The sequence below is a fragment of the Rhizobium sp. CG5 genome (assembly GCF_023701945.1).
In the GTDB taxonomy this organism is placed as follows: Bacteria; Pseudomonadota; Alphaproteobacteria; order Rhizobiales; family Rhizobiaceae; genus Allorhizobium.
On record NZ_JABAEF010000027.1, the window covers coordinates 33,407 to 54,884 of the forward strand.

General features: G+C 59.6%; 19 protein-coding genes and 1 pseudogene. 8 read left to right on the plus strand and 12 right to left on the minus strand.

The features are described 5' to 3' along the window. Nucleotides 1-15: 15 nt before the first annotated feature. From HGO38_RS28350 to HGO38_RS28380, 7 genes are all read right to left on the minus strand, one after another. The gene (locus HGO38_RS28350) at nucleotides 16-894 is read right to left on the minus strand and encodes a beta-keto acid cleavage family enzyme (RefSeq protein ID WP_250959193.1); all 879 of its coding nucleotides are present in this window, start codon (nucleotides 892-894) and stop codon (nucleotides 16-18) included. Beyond that, complete coding sequence (locus tag HGO38_RS28355) at nucleotides 894-1,646, minus strand: SDR family NAD(P)-dependent oxidoreductase (protein ID WP_250959162.1); 753 nt, start codon at nucleotides 1,644-1,646, stop codon at nucleotides 894-896. The genes HGO38_RS28350 and HGO38_RS28355 overlap by 1 nt, the downstream gene beginning before the upstream one ends. An 11-nt stretch (nucleotides 1,647-1,657) precedes the next feature. Beyond that, entirely contained in the window at nucleotides 1,658-2,557 is a 900-nt protein-coding gene (locus HGO38_RS28360) for a dioxygenase family protein (RefSeq protein ID WP_250959163.1), read from the minus strand. Between the two features lie 130 nt (nucleotides 2,558-2,687). Continuing rightward, the gene (locus HGO38_RS28365; protein WP_250959164.1) at nucleotides 2,688-3,986 is read right to left on the minus strand and encodes a M24 family metallopeptidase; all 1,299 of its coding nucleotides are present in this window, start codon (nucleotides 3,984-3,986) and stop codon (nucleotides 2,688-2,690) included. 5 nt (nucleotides 3,987-3,991) lie between these two features. After that, a complete protein-coding gene (locus HGO38_RS28370; RefSeq protein WP_250959165.1) occupies nucleotides 3,992-5,044 on the minus strand; it encodes an ABC transporter substrate-binding protein in 1,053 nt (350 codons plus the stop codon). A 42-nt stretch (nucleotides 5,045-5,086) separates the two neighbouring features. Further along, a complete protein-coding gene (locus HGO38_RS28375) occupies nucleotides 5,087-5,917 on the minus strand; it encodes an ABC transporter permease (RefSeq protein ID WP_250959166.1) in 831 nt (276 codons plus the stop codon). Beyond that, nucleotides 5,914-6,744 carry an ABC transporter ATP-binding protein gene (locus tag HGO38_RS28380; RefSeq protein WP_250959167.1) on the minus strand — a complete coding sequence of 277 codons (831 nt, stop codon included), beginning with the start codon at nucleotides 6,742-6,744 and terminating at the stop codon, nucleotides 5,914-5,916. The genes HGO38_RS28375 and HGO38_RS28380 overlap by 4 nt, the downstream gene beginning before the upstream one ends. Before the next feature lie 358 nt (nucleotides 6,745-7,102). Between HGO38_RS28380 and HGO38_RS28385 the strand changes: the two genes are divergently transcribed. Beyond that, a complete protein-coding gene (locus HGO38_RS28385) occupies nucleotides 7,103-7,552 on the plus strand; it encodes a MarR family winged helix-turn-helix transcriptional regulator (protein WP_250959168.1) in 450 nt (149 codons plus the stop codon). 2 nt (nucleotides 7,553-7,554) lie between these two features. Here the strand turns inward: HGO38_RS28385 and HGO38_RS28390 are convergent, their stop codons facing one another. From HGO38_RS28390 to HGO38_RS28405, 4 genes and pseudogenes are all read right to left on the minus strand, one after another. Continuing rightward, nucleotides 7,555-9,264: a thiamine pyrophosphate-requiring protein gene (locus HGO38_RS28390; RefSeq protein WP_250959169.1), complete on the minus strand. Its 1,710-nt coding sequence runs from the start codon at nucleotides 9,262-9,264 to the stop codon at nucleotides 7,555-7,557. Between the two features lie 81 nt (nucleotides 9,265-9,345). Further along, nucleotides 9,346-10,791, minus strand: coding sequence for an aldehyde dehydrogenase (locus HGO38_RS28395; protein ID WP_250959170.1), 1,446 nt, complete (start codon nucleotides 10,789-10,791; stop codon nucleotides 9,346-9,348). A gap of 128 nt (nucleotides 10,792-10,919) precedes the next feature. Beyond that, a pseudogene (locus tag HGO38_RS28400) lies at nucleotides 10,920-11,219 on the minus strand (transposase); the annotation flags it as partial. A 21-nt stretch (nucleotides 11,220-11,240) separates the two neighbouring features. Beyond that, nucleotides 11,241-11,555, minus strand: coding sequence for a hypothetical protein (locus HGO38_RS28405; protein ID WP_250959171.1), 315 nt, complete (start codon nucleotides 11,553-11,555; stop codon nucleotides 11,241-11,243). Here HGO38_RS28405 and HGO38_RS28410 point away from each other — a divergent pair. Then, nucleotides 11,535-12,512: a membrane dipeptidase gene (locus HGO38_RS28410; protein ID WP_250959172.1), complete on the plus strand. Its 978-nt coding sequence runs from the start codon at nucleotides 11,535-11,537 to the stop codon at nucleotides 12,510-12,512. The genes HGO38_RS28405 and HGO38_RS28410 overlap by 21 nt on opposite strands. Before the next feature lie 97 nt (nucleotides 12,513-12,609). On the opposite strand, the gene HGO38_RS28415 is transcribed toward HGO38_RS28410, so the two are convergent. After that, a complete protein-coding gene (locus HGO38_RS28415) occupies nucleotides 12,610-13,416 on the minus strand; it encodes an IclR family transcriptional regulator domain-containing protein (RefSeq protein ID WP_250959173.1) in 807 nt (268 codons plus the stop codon). Nucleotides 13,417-14,116: 700 nt separating this feature from the next. On the opposite strand from HGO38_RS28415, the gene HGO38_RS28420 reads away from it, so the two are divergent. The 6 genes from HGO38_RS28420 to HGO38_RS28445 are packed head-to-tail and all read left to right on the plus strand — an operon-like array spanning nucleotide 14,117 to nucleotide 21,475. Continuing rightward, on the plus strand, nucleotides 14,117-15,493 hold the full coding sequence (locus HGO38_RS28420; protein WP_250959174.1) for an aldehyde dehydrogenase family protein: 1,377 nt from the start codon (nucleotides 14,117-14,119) through the stop codon (nucleotides 15,491-15,493). Nucleotides 15,494-15,497: 4 nt separating this feature from the next. Then, nucleotides 15,498-16,532: a D-cysteine desulfhydrase family protein gene (locus tag HGO38_RS28425; protein ID WP_250959175.1), complete on the plus strand. Its 1,035-nt coding sequence runs from the start codon at nucleotides 15,498-15,500 to the stop codon at nucleotides 16,530-16,532. Then, the gene (locus HGO38_RS28430) at nucleotides 16,529-17,785 is read left to right on the plus strand and encodes a sarcosine oxidase subunit beta family protein (protein ID WP_250959176.1); all 1,257 of its coding nucleotides are present in this window, start codon (nucleotides 16,529-16,531) and stop codon (nucleotides 17,783-17,785) included. Before HGO38_RS28425 ends, HGO38_RS28430 begins: the two co-directional genes overlap by 4 nt. A 3-nt stretch (nucleotides 17,786-17,788) precedes the next feature. Then, nucleotides 17,789-18,052, plus strand: a complete 264-nt coding sequence (locus HGO38_RS28435; protein ID WP_250959177.1) for a sarcosine oxidase subunit delta — start codon at nucleotides 17,789-17,791, stop codon at nucleotides 18,050-18,052. Continuing rightward, nucleotides 18,049-20,976, plus strand: a complete 2,928-nt coding sequence (locus HGO38_RS28440) for a sarcosine oxidase subunit alpha family protein (protein ID WP_250959178.1) — start codon at nucleotides 18,049-18,051, stop codon at nucleotides 20,974-20,976. The genes HGO38_RS28435 and HGO38_RS28440 overlap by 4 nt, the downstream gene beginning before the upstream one ends. Beyond that, nucleotides 20,969-21,475, plus strand: coding sequence for a sarcosine oxidase subunit gamma family protein (locus HGO38_RS28445; RefSeq protein ID WP_250959179.1), 507 nt, complete (start codon nucleotides 20,969-20,971; stop codon nucleotides 21,473-21,475). Before HGO38_RS28440 ends, HGO38_RS28445 begins: the two co-directional genes overlap by 8 nt. The last annotated feature ends 3 nt before the right edge of the window (nucleotides 21,476-21,478 follow it).

Below are 21,478 nucleotides of genomic sequence, written 5' to 3' on the forward strand. Positions count from 1 at the left end.
AAATCTATCTCCCGATCAGCTTTTCAATCCAAGAATTTTCCGTGCCTCGCCTGGTTCGGCGATCTGGGCGCCAAGCTTCTCGATGAGATCGCGCGCCCGTTCGACCAGTTCGCCATTGCCTTTGGCGAGCAGCCCTTTCGAAATATAGGAATTGTCCTCAAGCCCGACGCGGACATGACCGCCCAGCAGGTAGGACTGGACCGCCATGGGAAAGGACATGCGGCCGACGCCGAAACCTGTCCATACGGCATCGGGCGGCAGCATCCGCGCCGCGGTTGCCATGATATCGGGCGACGATGGAAAGCCGTATTTGACGCCCGTGACGATGGTGAACATGGCGGGTGAGCTCAGTACACCCGCCTTCAGCAGATCCTGAGCAAGCACAATGTGACCCGTATCGAACACTTCAAGCTCGGGCTTGGAGCCGGCCGCATTGATGATGTCGGCCATGATCCTGATGTTCCCCGGCGTATTGATCACCACTTCGTTGCCAAAGGTCATGGTGTTGAGATCGAGCGTGGCGATATCGGGCTTGAGTGCAACGATATGTTCGACACGCCTTTCCGGCCGCATCAGGGTGGTACGAGGTCCGGCGACGGCGGGATTGTCGTCGCTGGGATGATAGCGTCCACCGGGTCCCGTTGTGAGATTCAGGATGATCGCGTTGTTCTTGGCGCGGATACGCTCCACCACGTCGCGATAATGCTTCAATTCCATCGAAGGCTTTCCCGTCTCGGGATCGCGCACATGGATATGAACGATGGCGGCGCCGGCATCGGCCGCTTCAAGGCAGGAACTCGCGATTTCGGCCGGTGTGACCGGAAGGCCCGGATGGTTTTCCCGCGTCGTCAGGTTTCCGGTGACCGCACAGGTGATGATGATTTTAGGCTGCATCACAGGTGCCTCCCGCCATCGACGACAATCCTGGTGCCAGTCGAAAATGTGAGGTGGGTCGCACAAGCTACGATGGCTTCGGCAACATCGAGAGGCGAAGTGATCCGTTTGAGCGGCGTCGCCGCTGCTGTCTTCTCGTTGAACTCCTTGCCTCGTCCGGGAACGAATTGGGTATCGACAGCGCCGGGCGACACTGCGAGCACCCGGATGTCCGGCGCCAGTGCTCGGCCCAACGAGTTTGTCATGATGTCGATACCTGCTTTTGCTCCACAATAGGCGACATTCGAGCCGATGCCGGTAAAGCCGGCAATCGACGAGATATTGACGATAAGCCCGTTCCCCGTCGCTTTGAGCGCCGGTGCAAAGGCCCGAATGGTGGCGAAGACGCCGCGCCAGTTATTGATGAATATCTGGTCGATCAATTCGTCGGTCAGCGCGTCGAGATCCGCGTGCGGCACCGGCTTTGTAATGCCCGCCGCATTGATCAGAATATCGACCCTGCCAAATCGCTTCAGCACGGCGTCACGGAACGAGGTGATCGACGTCGTATCCTCGATCGCAACGGGGAAGGCCGTGTGGTCCGTGCCGTGCAACGCGGCGGCAATGGCTTGCGCACGCTCCTGACCGGATCGATAGCCGACGACGACAGTCGCTCCCTCTGCGGCCAAAAGCTTGCAGGTCTCGCTACCGATGCCGCCAGACCCGCCCGTGACAACGGCAACTTTTCCGGCAAGTTTAAGGGAAGAAGACATCCGTTATGTCCCTAAATCTTTTTGCCGGTGATCGGCGGAACAGGGAAGGTCGGAACGCCGCGGGTGAGCTTGAATGTGTACTCGCAGACGAAAAATGGGGGCGTCGCCTCCGGATAGGCGGGATCACCCTGCAAATGTTGGACAAAATCGCCGACAATCTGCGTTTTGGCGCCGAATACGACATCGCTTGCCAAAGCCTCCGGCGTATCGGCGAAAATCTGGGTGACGAGTGTCTTGTGGCCAGGCGCCGAAACGATGAAGTGGATATGCGCGGGCCGCATGGGAGCGCGGTTCTGAGCGCGAAGCAAGTCTCCCACGGGCCCGTCGGTCGGAACCGGATATCCTGCCGGTTTGACCGATGTGAAACGGAATTCACCCTTGTCATCGGTGCGAAAAACGCCGCGAAGGTTGAAATCCGGTTGTTCGGCGTCCTGATTTTCGTAGAGACCGACAGGCGAGGCCTGCCAGACATCGAGCTTTGCACCAACAATCGGCGTACCGTCGGCGCTGGTCACCTTGCCGCTGAAAAAAAGCGGGGAGCCCGGCGTATTCAAACGGGCGATACAGTCTCCGTTTTTGCAGTCGGGCGCATGGCCGCGGTAGAAAGGACCAAGCAGGGCGGACATGGTTTCGCCGTGCATTCCATCGTTGTTGATAAGATCGATCAGCGTCGATGCTCCGAGAACGTCCGCTGCGAGAACGACCTCGTTATTGGTGTCATTGGTGGAGTGGCCAAGGGCCGCAATCCAGCGAAGAGCCGCCTCGAATTCTTCTTCGGTGGGCCGCGTTTCCCGGATGAAATGATGAAGATGCGTCACCGCCGAAGCCATGATCTGCTTGAGGCGGGCATTGTCCGTCCTCTCCATCGCGGCAAGCACGACAGGCGTAACTTCATTTTCCTTGGAGATCAAACTATGCTCCATGCGATTAAATCCATCGTTGTTGTTGCGCTATTCCGCAGGTGTTTTTTCTTAGACGCGCCCGAAAACTGGCGGCTGCGCAGATCACGCAGCACGCGTTCCTTGACCTGCCGGAGCAGGTTCATTCTGCGACGATCAAATCCAGCGGGAAATCATCGACGCATTCGGCACCATCTTGCGTGATGATATACGTATGTCCGACAAACATGCCGAGGAGACCGTCGGGCGTGATCGGGTTAGGCTCCGGCATAATTACCATTCCCGGACGAAGCACCTGTTCGAAAGGTTCGGCATGCGCCTGTTCCTTGAATATATGCGGACCATCGGAAACGAGATCGATGCCGTGTGCATGGATCGGCCGAGATTGAACGCCATTCTCGCGGAAAAAATCACCTGCCTTGCGAATGTCCTCTATATTCGCGCCGGGCTTCAGCGTCGCTGCCATAAGCTCGAAGCCCGGCTTCGCAATATCATTCCAGAAGCGTGACACTTCGATGGGCGGCTGGCCGATGCAGACAGGAGATCCGATCTGCGCAGTATATCCACGATAGGATGCCGCGAGTTCCATGTTGATGATATCGCCATGCTGCAGTACACGCTGGGATGGACGTGGATTGCCGAACACCATGGCCGGGTCTGCCATCGGGGTTGACCCGATGATCAGGAAATCGATATCGCCGCCGCCTTCGAGAATGGCAGCACCTGCCGCCGCTCGCAATTTGTATTCGGGAATGCCTGATCGCGCCCGCTCGATGAGCGCTTCCATCGCGGCCTGCACGAGTTTGCCGGCCTGACGAACGCAATCCAGCTCTTCCGTGCTATGCACCGAGAGGAGCTCGTGCATGATGCCGTGCGTCATGACGATTTCGGCGTGTGGAAGGCCTTTTTTCAGCGTTTCTACCTGGTTCCAGGGCATATGATCCTGATGTCGCGGATCGACTTCCAGCAAGCCGATCCGAGCGCGTTCGAGCCCGAGTTCTTTCAGCCGCTCGATCATCACTTCGGCGTATTTGCCGCCACGACTGCCGCGCACGTCGGCAATTGCGGCAGCGACTTCCCGGCGCGTTGCCTCGCAATGCGTGCCGCCCATGGAATAGACGAGTGTCGGCTCTCCCTCGAGTGGCACCAGGACGTAGCAGGCCAGCGCATGCCATTCCCAATGGCCCGTGAGCCACAGCATTCCGCCGCCCCAGCTCCAATGGCTGGGGCCGCCGGGTACTATCGCCGCTTGCAGCCCCATTTCGCGCATTTTGGCTCTGAGGGCATCATAACGTCGCTTGTATTCCGCCGCAGAAAACTGTTCGTAGATCGCATCGCGATAGTAGGGCGTGCCACGCATGCGGTTGAAAGCGGCATTCTGGTCGAGGCGGTGGCGAACCTCTTCCCAGTTTCCGGCGTGAGGCGTTATGATTGCGTTCATCTTCCTCAATCCTTGCAAGAGCCGATAGTGACAGGTCCGCCCGCTGCGGCGACCGCCTCATTCGCGAACGCCAGATCGACGACTTGATCAAAGGATGGCTTCTTGTCCGGAGAAATGTCGCCATTGGCAATCGCATTGTCGATCGACCATTCTGTATGCGCTTTGTTGAAGCCTGTATTCACCGCCCAAATGCAATTCGCTGTGAGGAAATCATACGCGAATTCTACGGCTTCCTTCGACTTCTCGGTTGCCTTGACCATGATCGGAACGACCTTGTCCTTCTCGGTGTAAATAAGGCGATTTGCTTCAATCATACTGGCGATCGTATCGCGCAGCAGGGTGCGGTCACGCGCTATCCACTCGGTAGACGCCCCGTAGCTGTTGAAGGCCATATTGGGCAAAAGCTCTCTCAGCGAGGTGAGAACATGCACGCCTGGTTTCGACTTTTGCGCGATGTAAAGGTCTTCCGGATGCAACACGACGCCATCAATCTGGTCCGTTAGCAATCCGGGTAGGCGCCCGGCAGTACCTTGCGAAACGAAGGTCGCGTCGTTCAGCGTCAGGCCCGCCTTTTTTAAGACTTCGCGGCCCATCAACCAGTTGAATCCGCCTGTACCGCCGGCTGCCGATAGCCTGTTGCCCTTGAGGTCGGCGAAGGTTTTGATTTTTTCCACAACGGTGTAAGACTGAGGTGGCCGGGGCAGAAAACCCCAAATCTGCTTGGCGCGAATACCCTGGGCAATTGGCGCCTCGGGCAGGCTGCCAATGGCTGTGCCCTGGGCTACCGCAGTGGTTGCCGTGCCCGCACCACCGCCATCGAATTGAATGATGTTGGCATCGATACAATGTTTGGCAAACAGACCGAGCTCCTTGGCGATATAAGGCGTGGTGTGGACCACGTTCGGCGGGGTGACGCCGACGCCAACGTTCACTTTTCGCAGGCCGTTGGGACAATTTGCCTCTTCGGCCCAGGCACCCTTTGTCGTGGCAACAAAGGTTGCCAGAAAAATCACACTCACAAGTCCTATGTAGCGAACTTTCTGTTCTACGTGTCTCATGGATTCTCCTCCCCAGGAAATCGATTTGTTGTTCAGAATCGGTCAGTCATTGTCTTTTCGAGCGGCCCATGGTGCAACGCGAGCCTCGATGATGCGCAGGAGCCACGTAAGGCTGACCCCTAGAAAACCGAGCAGGACAACCGGTACGAACATCCGGTCGATCTGGTAGGTATTGGCCGTCCGGACGATCAGATATCCAATGCCGGATATGGCCGTATAAAGATCGGCAAGCACCATGCCGATCAGGCCGCGACCAAGGGCAAGACGCAAGCCCGTCATGATAAACGGCAAGGCGGCGGGTAGAATGATGTTCGTCCACAGCTGTCTTTCCGAGCAGCGGAAAGCCTGGCCGACTTCAAGGAGCTTCGAATCGACGCCTCGAACGCCCTGATACGTGTTGATCGCCACCGGAAAGAAAGCGAACAGGAATAAGATCACGACCTTGGCACTCGTATCAAAGCCCACCCACATCACGATGAGCGGCACCAGCGCGACGGTTGGGATCGAGTACAGGAATGTTAAAAGCGGACTAATCGCGACATCGAACATCCAGTAGCGCGCAAGCAGCAAGCCCGCAGCAATTCCGATTATGCATGCCAGCGCCATGCCATAGGCAAGCACAAGAAGGCTTGGCGCCAGATAGGTCCATAGTTCTCCGCTCCCGATCATGGTCACCGCCGCTTTGGCGACGGCAACCGGGGTTGTAAAAAGTACGGGATCGACGCTTCGGCCAATGACCTGCCAAATGATCAATATCGTTATGAGGGAAGCGGCGCGGATCGCCGCTGTCTGCATCATGCGGCTGGAAAACAGGCCGCGGATGGCGCCAATAGAGCCATTGGCGCTCACATTCGAGTTCCTGACAATGATCATGCGACCTCTCGGGGTGCCGTGGTACGTGAAAGCGGTCCACGCAATTGGTGCCACAGATGCAAACGCAATTCGGCAAAAGCCGGATCGGAACGGATCGCGTCGATATCGCGAGGCCAAGCAAATGGCACGTCGATCATTTCGCGAATGCGGCCCGGCCTGGCACTCATGACAGCGATACGATCACCCATGATGATGGCTTCATCGATCGAATGAGTGATGAAGACCATTGTCTTGCGCTCTTCCGGCCGCTGCATGAGGCTTACCAGTTCCTCCTGTAGGATCTCCCGTGTTTGCGCATCAAGGGCGGCAAACGGCTCGTCCATAAGGAGAACGGATGGATTCATCGCAAGCGCGCGAACAAGGCCCACCCGCTGCTGCATACCCCCGGAAAGCTGATAGGGATAACTTGCTTCGAAGCCGTTGAGGCCGACAATGTTGAGGTAGTACTCAACGCGCTCTGCAATTTCCGCCTTGCTGCCGCCATTGATCTTAAGACCGAACGCCGCATTTTCGTACACAGTCTTCCACGGCAAGAGCCCGAAATGCTGGAAGACCATGGCAACCCCCTTGGGAGGTCCCTGTACGCGAGTGCCCTGCACCGACAATGTACCGGAACTGAGCGAAGTAAGGCCGGCTATGGCGCGCAGCAATGTTGTCTTGCCACAGCCTGACGGGCCGACAATGCAAAGAATTTCCTGTTTGCGGACAGAGAGATCGAGATCGCTGAAGGCGGTTACCGTACCGCCAAAGACCTTCATCGCATTGCGCGCGTCTATCGCGAAATCGCTTCCGTCAGAAGCGATTCCCTGGGTATCTGGATGCAACAAAGGCTTCTCCTCCTAAGCATGTTGCCAGGCCACTATTGTCAGCCTTTAGAGAAGCTTAGTGAATTTAGTTTGGCTGTCAACTAGTTTGTTGACGATTTGAACTCTGACAGAACCGTTCGTGATTTTGCCCGCTGCAAGGGATCGCAGTTCGGCCTAACGGTGGGCGCGGAAGCAATTGAAAGAAAACAGCACCGGACGAAAATATCGATCACAAGCGGTTTGCCGCTTGTCGACAGCATGCTAAATCCCAATTTTCCAACATTTGAAGAGTTCGATGCGTAAACCCAGGGAAAACAAGCCTTCGAGGCCTCGCAAATACCGAAAGGCCCAGCCGGCAAATCCGCCGGAAGCGCTTGATATGGGTATTCTGAACAGTTTTCTCGGCTTCCACTTGCGCTTGGCTCAGGAGGCATCGTTTCGTATGTTTGCGCGAAAGGTCGATGAGCTTCAGGTGAGACCCCAGCGTTACGCGATCCTGACGATCATCGGCAATAATCCGGGGGTCACGCAAAAGCAGCTCTCTATTGCAAGCGGTCGGGACAAGTCGACGCTGACGGCTGCTCTCAGCGATTTGCACCGCAATGAATTCATAGACAGACGGTCTGTTCCGACTGATCTTCGCAGCAGCACACTGCATTTGACCGAAAAAGGCCAGAGGCTGCTCGAGGACCTCACAAGGCACGCCCGTGACCACGAAGCCGAGTTGGATGCGATCATGGGGCCCGATAAAGCTCAGATGATCGCATGGCTGCGCAAGTTGACGGCCGCTCTTTCAGCCGCCGACGTGAAGTCCGACGATGATGATTAGGATCAGGGTGCTATCCTGATTTCGACGAGAGCCTGGGTCTTTCTGGTCAACACGTGATCAATCGCTTTTGCCAGAGTGGCTTGCAGATCGCGTCCATGTTGAACCCGTGCCGTCCAGGCGCGGCTCGCAGCTGCGACCAGGCAGAAATCGGGCGAAGGCGCCAGCGAAACGAGCGGCATGTCGTTGGATCTGGCTGCGAACCCATCAGGGTAAATGCCGAGCACGGATTGTCGCACGGCTCCCCATGAACTGTTGTTCAACACAAGGACGAGAAGCGGGATTTCAAGCGCCTCTGCAACCTGATGGCAGGCGACCGGATTGGAAAACATATAGGATCCATCCCCCATGGTCGCGATGACCAGCCGGTCCGGATCCGCGAGCTTCATGCCCAAGCCTGTGGGAAACGACCAGCCAAGACCGCCGGAATGCGGCTCCTGGAACCAGGCACCATGGTGGCTGATGTCGAGCGGCTCCAGCGGTACGCCAAGTTCGGACAGGATGGATGCTTTGCGACCTGCCAGAGCCCGGCTGAGGCAGAGACTGACAAATGCCTTCGAGACCGCATCGCCATCTCCGGACTCGGCCTCGCGACGGACCTCCTGCCTGCGGGCTTGCGCGGCCGCGGCAACGACATCGCGTCGAATCTTCCGCGCAGCTTCCGACCCGGGCAGATAGTGCTTTGCCGCCTGGTTGAGCGCGACAAGCGTATCGCCAACATCTCCGACAAGATTGGCGGTCGACGGAAAATGGCGGGTCGGAAAACGGCTATAAAGCGGATCCTGGCCGATATGGACAACCTTGCAGCCAAGCGCTGGCTGATGGATGTCCGGCGACCATGGTGCCAGGCAATCGATCACGAGCACCAAGTCGGCATTGGCCAACCACGGTGCCGGATCGACCCCTACGGCCATAGGATGGTCGGTTGCCACCGCCAGCTGTATGGCCCAATATTGGCAGACGGGAATTGCCCATTCACGTGCCATCTCCTCCAGCGCCGCAAACCCTTCCTCGGACTGAGTTCCACGTTGCGCTATAATCAGGGGACGCTTGGCTTCGGATAGGAGCATGGCGACATGCTCGAGGTCCGACAAGCGCGGTGCGGCGACCGCCGGGACCATGAGCGGAGGCAAATCAAGGCCGTCGGACGGACAGGGCTCGCACAATATCTCCCGTGCAAGACTGACATAGACCGGCCCGCGCGGGGTAGAATTGGCTATGGCATGGGCACGATCAACGGTGTCCATCGCCTGCTCGGGGAAACTGAGATCGCAGTCCCATTTTGTCGCCTCCCGCACAAGCGCGGTCTGGTCACGCATTTCCTGACCCCAGCCGATCGGCACGGTGCGGGCTCCAAGCCGGTCTTTCTCCGCAAGCGGGGTACGTCCGGAAAAAAGCAGGATCGGCACATGTTCGGTAGCGGCATTGATTGCGCCCATGGCACAGTTTGCCAGGCCGACATTCGTATGGGCCATCACGGCCTGGGCGCGCCCGCTGGCGAGATAATAACCGTAAGCGAGCCCCATGGCCGCACTCTCATGCGGCACGACGACGGCACGCGGGAGGGGTATGTTGCGCGCCGCGGCTTCGGCCAGACCTTCGATAATCGGGGGGAAATCCGTGCCTGAATTGGCAAAGATGTAATCGACACCGAGTGCTTTGAGACGCGCGAGAATTGCCCCGCCGGCGGTGAGTGTAGGTGTTCCGTTCGCCATGCTTTACCCTGAAACTGCCAGCGGCCATCGCAGCCGGAAGGGGTCTTCCGGCCTGCCAAACGATCGCGTGCGACCTTCGATTTAAAATGGATAGTGCTGGTCCGGATCTTCGATCGTGATCCAGCGCAAATCTGTGAATTCCGCGATGGCCGCCTTGCCGCCGAACCGCCCGTAGCCGGACCCTTTCACGCCGCCGAACGGCATCTGAGCCTCGTCGTGAACGGTCGGACCGTTGATATGACAAATACCGGCTTCGACGCGGCGTGCCACGGCCATGGCGCGACGGATGTCGCGGCTGAAAACGGAGGACGACAGCCCGTATTCGGTATCGTTGGCCACGCGGATCGCTTCGTCGTCCCCCTTCACGCGGATGATACTTTTCGCCGGCCCGAACGACTCCTCGCTATAAATGCGCATCTCCGGCGTCACGCCGTCGATCAACGTGGCGCTCATGATCGCGCCGTGACGTTCGAAGCCCGCGATCAGGTGTCCGCCCTTGGAAACCGCATCGTTGACCATGCTCTCGACGCGTTCGGCCGCCTCGACCGTGACGAGCGAGCCGAGCACCACATGCCCTCGTGGATCTCCGGCCGGCAGAGCGCGTGCTCTTGCGGCGAGTTTTTCCACGAACACATCGGCCACCTTTTCATCGATGATGATGCGTTCCGTCGACATGCAGATCTGGCCCTGGTTCATGAACGCCCCGAAAATGGTGGCATTGACCGCAGCATCGAGGTCGGCGTCGTCCAGCACGATGAGCGGCGCCTTGCCGCCGAGTTCGAGCAGCACCGGCTTCAGGTGGCGCGCCGCCATTTCCGCAATGATCTTGCCCACTCTGGTCGAGCCCGTGAAATTGATGCGCTTCACAGCGTGATGTTCCACCAGCGCCTGCACGACCTTCGGCGCGTCGGCGGGTGCGTTGGTCAAGATATTGACGACGCCCTTCGGTAGGCCGGCTTCCCGCATGACGTGTCCGATGAGGCGATGAACGCCCGGACACATCTCAGACGCTTTCAAAACGACGGTATTGCCGCAGGCCAGCGGCATGGCGATGGCGCGGGTACCGAGGATGACAGGCGCGTTCCACGGGGCAATGCCGACGCATACACCAGCCGGCTGGCGCAAGGCAAACGACATGTTGCCTGGTTTGTCGGACGGTATGATCTCCCCGGCGATCTGCGTCGTCATGGATGCCGCTTCTCGCAGGATACCGGCGGCGAACATGGTATTGAAGCCGCCCCAGGGCGCGGTGGAGCCGGTCTCCGTCATCATCAGTCGGATAAATTCCGGCGCCTTGCTCTCCATCACGTCCGCCGCCTTGAGCAACAAGGCGCGTCTCTGGCCTGGGCCGGTCGCGGCCCATCCTGGAAAAGCTGCCGCAGCTGCATCCACTGCGGCATTCGCGTCTGCGACCCCGCCGGCCGCTGACCGGCTCGCCACCTCTCCGGTAACCGGATCGCGACGTTCAAATGTCATTCCGTCAGCGGCAGCTTGGTCTTCGTTATCGATTAAAAGTTGAATGTCCATACGTTTCCCTCCTCCCTGCGATTTGCCTGCAGCGGGCTCCTTATGGACAAGCTAGCCGAACACGATCGGACGCGCAATCTAGTTTTGCATCAAACTATAATTTGAGTTGAAGATCGCGGTTGATGAAGTTCGAGGAGCAGTGCACCGACGAGGCGGACGATGGCCTCGTCGTTAGGGAAGATGCCGACGACATCTGTGCGGCGCTTGATCTCGCCATTGAGTCGTTCGATCGGGCTGGTCGAGTGAAGCTTGGTCCGATGCTGGGCTGGAAAGGCCATGTAGGCGCGCACATCAGTTTCGGCGTCGTCCATAAATGTGCCGCGCTTCGGCCATCTGACACGGAGCTGATCGGCGACATGCCGCCAAGTCTGCACGGCACTGTCATGATCGGGCTGGATAAAGGCCTGGCGGGTCGCGGCCGCGACCATGGTGTGCTGGCCTTTGGGAATTTAAGCGTGCGCATTGCGCATCGCATGAATGTAAATCCATGGGAAGGCTTGTCTGGCATCACAAAAAAGTTGTAAATACGAACAAATGTTCATAAAAATTGTTGGTTCGATGACCTGGCGGCCCGTGACGCCTGTGATGTCAGCCTTGGACGGAGTTTGAAGACCCCGGATCTCGGCCGCAGTTGCCGGTACGCCGCGCTCACACCGCGGGCGTGAAAACGATAAAAAAATGGCGTTGTCGCGGATCAGGTGCCCCTTGCCGGCCGCCTCGCCCCACGCATGGAGAGAAGTTACATGAGCCGATCGAATCTGCACGACCGTTCCATCGTTATCGACGGGCTGATCGTATCAAGATGGAGCCGCGAGCTTTTCGAGGCGATGCGGACGGGTGGGCTGACGGCCGCAAATTGTACCTGCAGCGTATGGGAAGGCTTTGAGGAGTCCATGCGCGCCGTGGGACAGTGGAAGCTGTGGCTGCGTGAGAACGATGATCTTATTTGCCAAATATACACCGTCGAGGACATCGCCCAGGCGAAAGCGCAAGGTCGCGTCGGCGTCATTCTTGGCTGGCAGAATTCTGACGGGTTTGGAGAGGATGTCAGGACCGTTGCACTCTATGCGGAACTGGGCTTGCGCGTCGTCCAGCTTACTTATCACAATGCCAATGCGGTCTGCGCGGGCTGCCTGGAAACCATCGACCGGGGGCTGACCGATTTCGGCCACGAGCTGGTCGAGGCCCTGAACGAAATCGGTATCCTCATGGATCTCAGTCACGTCGGCCCGCAAACCTCAATCGACGCGATCCGCGCTTCCAAGAAGCCGCTTGCTTACACCCATTGTGCTCCCAAGGCACTGAAGGATCATCCGCGCAATAAAACCGACGAGGAACTGCGCATGGTCGCGGAGGTCGGTGGCATGGTCGGCGTCACGATGTTCCCACCCTTCATGCCAAGAGGCAGCTTGTCTACGCTGGATGATTATCTCGACGTCATCGAATACGTCATCAATCTCTGCGGCGAGGAACAGGTCGGCATCGGCACGGATTTCACGCAGGACGTGACGCCGGAACGGATGGCATACTTTCTCCGCTACAAGGGCCATGGTCGGCAGCTTTTGCAGCCGAAAGGAGCGGTTTTCCCCGAGGCCTTTTGCCGAATCGAGCAATATCCGAATCTGACGAACGCCATGCTGGGACGGGGGTGGAACGAAGGCCGCATTGCGCGCGTGCTCGGAGAAAACTGGCTTCGCCTGTTCGGCGAAGTCTGGAGTTGATTTTTCGAAGCCTGACGAGGTTGTCGCTATTGTGCCGGCAGCCTCGATAGCGACCCCGGCACGTTTCAGGCGGGCGCGCTTGCGCGGGCACCTTTCATCATGAATTGATATCGGACCGGCCGGCCTTGAGGGCGATCTGCAACTGATCGGCGACATTCTGCACAATGGGCAGGATATCTGTGAGTAGCTTCTTGGTTGTGACGGCGCTCATGCTGGTCAGGGCGGTGATCGCGCCTGCGACCTTCTGCTTGTTGTCGAAAAACGGCACGGCAAGCGAGCGCACGCCCACTTCGACTTCCTGCTCGACCAATGCGTATCCGCGGCCCCTGACCAGTTCCAGTTCACGGCGTAACAGGTTGGGGTCGATGGTGGTCTTGTCGGTCAGCAGAGTGGGGCGACTGCTTTCGATCAGGATGTCGATCTCCTCGGGCGGGTCGAAGGCGAGCATAGCGCGACCGGTTGATGTCGACAACAAAGGCAGGCGACGGCCCACTGGAACAGTGACCGCCAGGGAACGCTGGGCAATAGCTCTTGCGGTATAGACCGACTCATCTCCGTCGCGCACCGCCAGCGCTACCGTTTGTTCGGAGGCGGCGCTGGCTTCTTCGAGAAGGGGCAGAGCAAAATCGGAAAATGGCAGCGCCGAAAGATAGAGATAGCCGAGATTCAGCACTTTGGGCGCGAGGCGGAAAGAGCGACCGTCTCGGGCTACGTAGCCGAGATGGGCGAGCGTCAGGAGATAGCGCCGGGCGCTCGCCCGGTTCATGCCGGTCCGGTCGGCGACCTGAGACAGACTCATGGCCGGACTGGCGGCATCGAAGCTGCTTAAGACATTCAAACCGTGCTCGAGCGACGCGACGAAGTCGCGTGGTCTGTCTTCGGAGTTGATTTGGTCGTCGCTCATGAATCCCTCTTCTCCAAACCCCGCATGTGGGGGGTCTCATGCTGTTTGATTGCCTAATTTTGATTGGCTTATCTTGGACTGATGCCATGTTCGATGGCAGTGACAAATACAGGAAGCATATCCCGGTTGTATATGATCGGATTTACGGCGCCGGTGCTGAATTGACAACCCTGCGAAGCGCCGGCCCCCTCGTTCACCGCCGGCGTGTCTCCTGCTGAGCCTGCGACACGTCGCCATGGACGGTTGTCAATCGGCACGCATGTCCTGGCTTCGATCGAGGCAACTCCTGCCTTGAAGCGCAGGTCTCGTCCATGGGAACCGACTTCTCAAAATGCTGAATGACACCCATCTCCAGGACTGCGATTGCGGAATTTCGACGTATGCAGTGTGAACAGATGTTTCCATATAGTGAGTGCCTTACGGGTGCAAGCTGCCTCGTACCCGAGTCCAAGTGCGGCAGATTATCGGGCTGGGACGAAAAATAGGCTGACTCTGCAGGCTTATGCTGCAACTATCATCGTAAAGTCGGCAAGCTATCGCACGCGAGGTTTCGAAAAGATGCATGATGCGAACATATGTTCGTAATATGATTTTTATTTCTTGCGCACCAACGTTCACATGGCGTATGTTTTTATATCGCATAAAAAGGACATACGGGGTGCCAACGCCAATGGTTATGGAGATGTTGATAGGGGGCCGCTTGGTCGGTGCGGATGGTGCGTTCGACGTGATCGATCCGGCGACAGGCAAGACATTTGCAGAGGCGCCGGAATGCAGTCCGGCGCAGCTCTCCCAGGCTATCGCCGCCGCCTCGCAAGCCTTCAAACTGTGGTCGCGTCAGGATATCGCAGAGCGCCGCCGCGTTCTCGTCGCCTGTGCAGAAAGAGTGCGTGCGCATGCCGATGAGTTGGGGCGCCTTATTTGCCGTGAGCAGGGCCGTGCCTTGCCGAAGGCCATCGGCGAGGTCATGGGCGCGGCGCGCTGGTTCGAGCATACGGCCGGAATCGACTTGCCGGTCGAAGTGCTGCGCGATGACAGTGACATGCGCGTCTCGGTCCACCGTCGCCCGCTCGGCGTCGTCGCCGGCATCGCGCCCTGGAACTATCCGGTCATCTCCGCCGTCTGGAAGATCGCACCGGCGATCCTCGCGGGCAATGCCATCGTCATCAAGCCTTCTCCCTTCACGCCGCTTGCCACGCTGAGGCTCGGGGCCATTCTGCAGGACATCATTCCCGCGGGCGTGCTGACGATCGTCAGCGGCGGCGACGAGCTTGGTCGCGCCTTGGCTGCGCATCCAGATATCCGCAAGGTTTCGCTGACCGGTTCGGTCGAGGCCGGCAAGAGCGTTGCCCGCTCCAGTGCCGATGACCTGAAGCGCATCACACTGGAACTGGGCGGAAATGACGCCGGCATTGTCCTCGATGACGTCGATCCTGAAGCGATTGCAGAAAAACTGTTCTGGGGCAGTTTCCAAAATACCGGGCAGGTCTGCTCCGTCATCAAGCGTCTCTATGTGCATGAAAATGTCTATGAGCCGGTGAAGACGGCGCTGCTTGCACGCATCTCAGCCGCCCGCGTCGGCAATGGTTTCGATGAAGGCGTTGATCTTGGCCCGCTCACCACGGCGCCTCAGTTCGAGCGGGTGCAGGAACTGGCAGAAGATTCGCTAAAGGCCGGCGGCAAGCTGCACGGCGATGCCGCAATTCCCAATGTCGGGGGTTACTTCATGGCGCCTAAGCTGGTGACCGGTCTGTCGGACACCGATCGGCTCGTTGCCGAGGAGCAGTTCGGACCTCTGCTTCCCATCCTGCCGTTCAGCGATGAAGCTGAGGTTATCGAGCGCGCCAACGGCACGAAGTTCGGGCTGTCGGGCTCTGTCTGGAGCGGCAGCGCCGAACGTGGTGCCGAACTGGCCGCCGAACTGGACTGCGGTACGGCCTGGGTCAACCAACACCTCACCATCCTGCCGATCTCGCCTGTCGGCGGGCACAAATGGTCCGGCATCGGGGTTGAGAACGGCCCTTGGGGACTGGCGTCCTACACCGATATCCAGACGATTTCCGTTGCCAAGGCCTGATTGAATGTCCGTAGCATCCAGCATTGTTTCGCATCTCGAATCCTTTCCCCGACTGCGCACGCTTCATGGGCCAACGCCGCTCGATGAAGCGTGCGCCCTTTCCCGCCATCTCGGCGGGCCGCGGATCTTTCTCAAGCGTGACGACCTGACGCCTGCGGGTCTTGGCGGCAACAAGGTGCGTAAGCTCGAATTCATTCTCGGCAAGGCGATCGCCGAAGGCTATGACACGATCATTGCTTGCGGAGGCTATCAGTCCAATCTCGCACGCATCACCGCGGCCATGGGTGCACGCGCCGGCCTGCAGGTCGAACTCGTGCTGGGCGGCGTGCCTGGCGAGCCGCATCCGGTTTCCGCCAACCTGCTTCTCGACCATCTTCTCGGCGCCAACATTCATCTGGTTGAGACCGAGCCGCGTTGGGATTTCGGAACGACGATAGAGGATCTTGCCGAGCGCCTCGTGAAACAGGGCAGGCGGCCGATGATGATGCCGCTCGGCGGCTCCAGCCCTGAGGGCATGGCGAGCTACGTTCTGGCGACGGCCGAAATGATGCAGCAGTTTGCCGAAAACAAGATTGCACCTGAGCACCTCTATGTCGGTGTGGGCTCCGGTGGCACCTATTCGGGCCTGGTGCTTGGTGAGTGCAATCTCAAGCCGAGCTATCACGTCACCGGCGTAAGCGTCAGCCGCACGAGCGAATTCCTGGTCGAAAAGGTTATCGACGAAACGACCCGTGCGCAGGAAATTCTTAGCTTGCCGAAGACGCCAAAGGCGTCGGACCTCACGGTATTCGACGATCAGATCGGTGCGCATTATGGTGCGATGACTGAGGCCGCCGAAGAGGCGATCCACCTTTTGGCCCGGCTGGAAGGTGTCCTCGTCGATCCCGTCTATTCGGCCAAGTGCCTGGCAGGGTTGATCGATCATATCCGCACGGGCCGGATCGACAAGGATGACACGGTTGTCTTCCTGCATACCGGCGGAACGCCGGCGCTGTTTGCCTATGATCCTGCGGTTCTTGTGCCTGAGTTGCGGGTATGAGTTCCTATTCCGCCCTTTCCCTGGCTTGGAATGCCCTGAGCGGGCATGGCGGTTGGAAGGCCGCCTGGCGCGATCCGGAGCCGCGCAAGCACTACGATGTCGTCATCATCGGCGGCGGCGGACATGGACTGGCGACGGCCTATTATCTGGCGAAGAACTACGGCATCGCAAATATTGCCGTGCTGGAAAAGGGCTGGATCGGCGGCGGCAATGCCGGGCGCAACACCGCGATCGTTCGCTCCAACTACTTGCTCACGCCGAATTCCCATTTCTACGAGCATTCCCTGAAGCTTTGGGAGGGCCTCAGCGCCGATCTCGAATTCAACGTGATGTTCAGCCAGCGCGGCATGGTCAACATTGCTCACAGCAATGCGGAGCTGTCGGCCCTGCATCGGCGCGGCAATGCCATGCGGCTGAACGGCGTCGACGCCGAGTTGCTATCGCTTCCCGATCTCGGGGCGCTGATGCCGGGGCTGGACCTGTCACCGCAGGCCCGTTTTCCGATCGTGGGCGGGCTCATCCAGAAGCGCGGGGGCACCGCGCGTCACGATGCCGTTGTCTGGGGCTATGCCCGCGCCGCCGACCGGCGAGGGGTCGACATCATCCAGAATTGCGAGGTCAAGGCGTTGCGGCGCGACGGCGACCGCATTGTTGGTGTCGATACGACGCGCGGCGTGATCGAGGCCGGCAAGGTCGCGATTTGTGTCGCGGGGCATTCGAGCCAGCTTGCGGCGATGGCGGGTTTGCGATTGCCGATGGAGAGCCATGTCCTGCAGGCCATGGTTTCCGAACCGGTCAAGCCGATGCTGGATGTGGTTGCCGTTTCCGGCGCGCTGCATGTCTACATCAACCAGTCCGACAAGGGCGAGATCGTGATGGGCGGCGATATCGATGGAAGCAATTCCTACGCCCAGCGCGGCGATCCCCATATTCTCGACCACGTCGTGGAATCGGCAATCTCGCTTTTCCCCTCGCTCCGGCGATTGCGGATGATGCGCAGCTGGGGCGGTATCGTCGACATGTCCATGGATGGCAGTCCGATCATCACGTCCCTTCCGATCTCTGGCCTCTACCTGAACGCCGGTTGGTGTTACGGCGGCTTCAAGGGCACTCCGGCTGCTGGCGATGCGATGGCCCATCTCGTGGCAACCGGCGAGCCGCATCGCTTTGCCAGACATTACACCCTCAATCGCTTCGATACGGGCGAACTGCTCGATGAACGAGGCTCTGGCTCAAGCGCGTGGATGCATTGACCCATGCGTATTAACTGTCCCTGTTGCGGCGCTCGTCCGGTTGCGGAGTTCACCTACGGAGGTGCGGCTCTCGAGCGGCCCGACGTGGCGGCGCCCTTCGGTTCAGCCGAGGCGCCCGCGCAGAGTTGGAGCGACTACGTCTATAGACGCGACAATCCTCTCGGTCCCAACCGAGAGCGCTGGTTTCACGCTGCGGGATGCCGCCAATGGTTCGTGGTGACGCGGGACACGCGCAACAACGACTTTCTGCAAGAGGTGAACCCATGAGTGGTTGGCGGACAGAGGGGGGTGGAACCGTCATCGATCGCGGCAGGCCTCTCACCTTCCGTTTCGACGGAAGGGCGTATACCGGTTATCAAGGCGATACGCTGGCCTCGGCACTGATCGGCAACGGCGTCGATATCGTCGCCCGCAGCTTCAAATATCACCGCCCACGTGGTGTCGTGGCCTATGGTTCCGACGAACCGAATGCTCTGGTCGAGGTGGGGGAGGGCGCTCGTCGCACGCCAAATCTCAAGGCCACGCAAGTCTGGCTGGAGGACGGTCTTGTCGCCCGCAGCCAGAACAGATGGCCCTCGGTCAAATTCGACCTGATGGCAGTTAACGATGTGATCTCGCCGCTCATTCCATCCGGATTCTATTACAAGACCTTCAAATGGCCGGTCTCGGCCTGGCCGCTTTACGAAAAGATCATTCGCAGCGCGGCCGGCATGGGTCGGGCGCCGACCGAGCCGGACCCGGATCGTTACGAGACCGTGTATCGGCATGTGGACGTCTTGGTGATCGGCGGCGGTGTGGCGGGGGTTGCTGCTGCCGAGGCGGCCAGCAGGGGCGGCGACAGCGTGATGATTGTCGATGAGCAGCCCGTCTTCGGTGGGTTGGGCACCGATGCCGACACGCAGGTCGAAGAGAAGACCTATGCGGACTGGCGCGATGGCATTGTGCAGGCACTGTCCGCGCGTCCCGATGTGCTGATGGTTGCCGGCGCGACTGCCTATGGCCACTATGACGGCAACGAAGTGGCAATCGTCGAAAACGGTGCACCGGGCGTGCGCCAGCGCCGCTGGATGGTTCATGCCGGACGCATCGTGCTGGCAACAGGCGCTTTCGAACGGCCTCTGCTGTTTTCCGGAAATGACCGTCCCGGCGTCATGATTGCCAGTGCAGCGTTTCATTACCTCGACCGCCACGGCGTCGCGGCAGGACGGCGGGCTGTCCTGTTTACCAATAACGACAGCGCCTATGAAGCGGCGTTCCGTCTTCAGGCAGCCGGTGTCGAGATCGCGGCTGTTGTCGACTGTCGTCCCGAAGTGAACGAGAGATTGCAGGTTCGTGTCCGCGCGGCCGGTTTGCGCCTGTTTCTCTCCCATCGCATAGAACGCAGTCACGGCAAAGGCCGGGTGAAGGGGTGCACGATCCGTCCCTTCACCGCTGGTGGCGCGCCTGTCAGGCTGTCCTGCGATCTGCTTCTCACGGCAGGCGGGTGGTCGCCCGCCGCCCAGCTCTATACCCATGCTGGCGGGCGTCTCCGTTATGATGACCGTATCTGCGCGATGGTGCCGGATGTCACTGCCTGGGAAGGTCGGACATCGACCGGCATGGTTGCTGTCGGGGCCTGCGCCGGGATGTTCGATGTCGAGGACTGCATTGCCGCCGGTCGCGCTGCGGGTCAAGGCCAGCCGGTTCCGCATAAGGCGCCGGCTACGGTGTTCCCAGTCGAACCGCCCCCGGCCGCGCCTAAGCAATTCGTTGATCTGCAGAATGACGTGACGACAGCCGATCTGAAGCTTGCGGTGCGCGAGGGTTATCGTTCGGTCGAACATGTCAAGCGCTACACGACGCTGGGCATGGGAACCGATCAGGGCAGGCTTGCCGGTCTCAACGGTGTCGATGTCATAGCGCAGGCGCTAGGTCGCACGACGGCGGAGATCGGTAACAGCAGGCCGCGCCCGCCCTATTCCCCGGTGACGTTCGGTGTCATGGCCGGCACTTTTGTCGGATCCTTGTCGACTCCGGCGCGGACGACCCGCATGCATGGCTGGCACGAAGCCCATGGGGCCGTCATTGCGAATGTCGGCAGCTGGCGCCGTTCACAACTCTATCGGCGTGAGGGCGAAGGCGACATGCAGGCGGTGATCCGCGAAGCCGCGAACACGCGCCTCAATGTTGGCATATCCGATGTTTCCACGCTCGGAAAGATTGACCTTCAGGGGCCGGACGTCGCTCGCTTGCTGGATTACGTCTACATCAACGGCTGGCAGACCTTGAAGCCCGGCCGCTGCCGATATGGCGTGATGCTGCGCGAAGACGGCATGGTGATGGATGATGGAACCGTGACCAGGCTTTCCGAGGATCGCTGGTTCATGACCACGACGACCGGCAATGCAGAGCGCGTCTTTGCCCATCTGGAACGCGTGCGTCAGGTGGAGTTGCCTGACCTCGATGTGACCATCACGCCGGTGACAGAGCATTGGGGTGCAATGGCCATCGCAGGTCCGCGATCCCGTGATCTGCTGATGGCACTCAATCCCGACTTTGCGGTCGATAATGAGGCATTGCCCTTTATGAGCGTGGCCGAAGGCCGGCTCGGGGACATCGAGGCGAGAGTGTTGCGGGTCAGTTTCTCCGGCGAGCGCGCCTATGAAATCTACGTGGCATCGGGCGATGCCCTGCGCATGTGGGAAACCATCATCGAGACAGGTGCCGCATTCGGTCTGATGCCCTATGGCACGGAAGCCATGATGACGATGCGCATCGAGAAGGGGCTTTTCGTTCCCGGTTTCGAGGCCGACGGCCGCACGGTGCCCGCCGATCTGGGGCTGGCGCGGATGGTCAGCACGAAAAAGGAGTTTTTCGGCCGAAACTCCCTGACGCGCCCTGCTTTCACCGCCCCGGACCGCAAGCAATTGGTGGGGATCATGGCGGTGGACCGTACACAGGCCATCCCGCGCGGAGCCCAGATTGTGATCGATGCGGCCGCCGTACCGCCGGTGCCGATGGACGGTCATGTCACCTCGGTCACCTTCAGTCCCGAACTCGACCGCTGGATCGCACTGGCGCTGGTTTCTGGCGGTGCGTCCGCGCATGGCCAGCAGCGCATCGCGGCCTCACCCCTGACCGGCGAAAACGTATCGGTGACGCTCTGCGACCCCGTCTTTATAGACCCAAGAGGGGAGAGGCTCCGTGGCTGATCTGTGCAAGATGACACGCTGTTCCGCTGTCGCAATGGTGGAAGTAACCGGGATTGCCGGCGCCTGGCCGGCCGAATTGAGCGCCGTCGTTGTCGAAATGGGTGCTGGCGGCTTCGTGCTGAACCTCTCGCCGGAACGACGGATCGTCCGACTGGGTGGCGTTGTCGCGAAATGGCATCAGGCGGTCGCCGACGCTCGCGGCAGGCTGGTGGATGTCACCCATGCCTGGCAACGCGTGGTTATCGAAGGCCGCTGGGCGCGGGATCTGCTCGCACGGGCGATCGATCTCGATCTCCAGTCCCGCCACTTTCGGGCTGGACAGGTCGTGTCGACGCTCTGCGGTCGCGTGCCGGTGATCCTGCATGCCACGGGCGAGGAGAGCTTCGATCTCTTCGTCGCGACGAGTTACACCAATTGGCTGTTCAAATGGCTTGAGGTCGTTCGAGCGCCGTTGGTTGGCGACGGGGACGAAACCACTGCCGCGCACGAAGAGATTTGACGG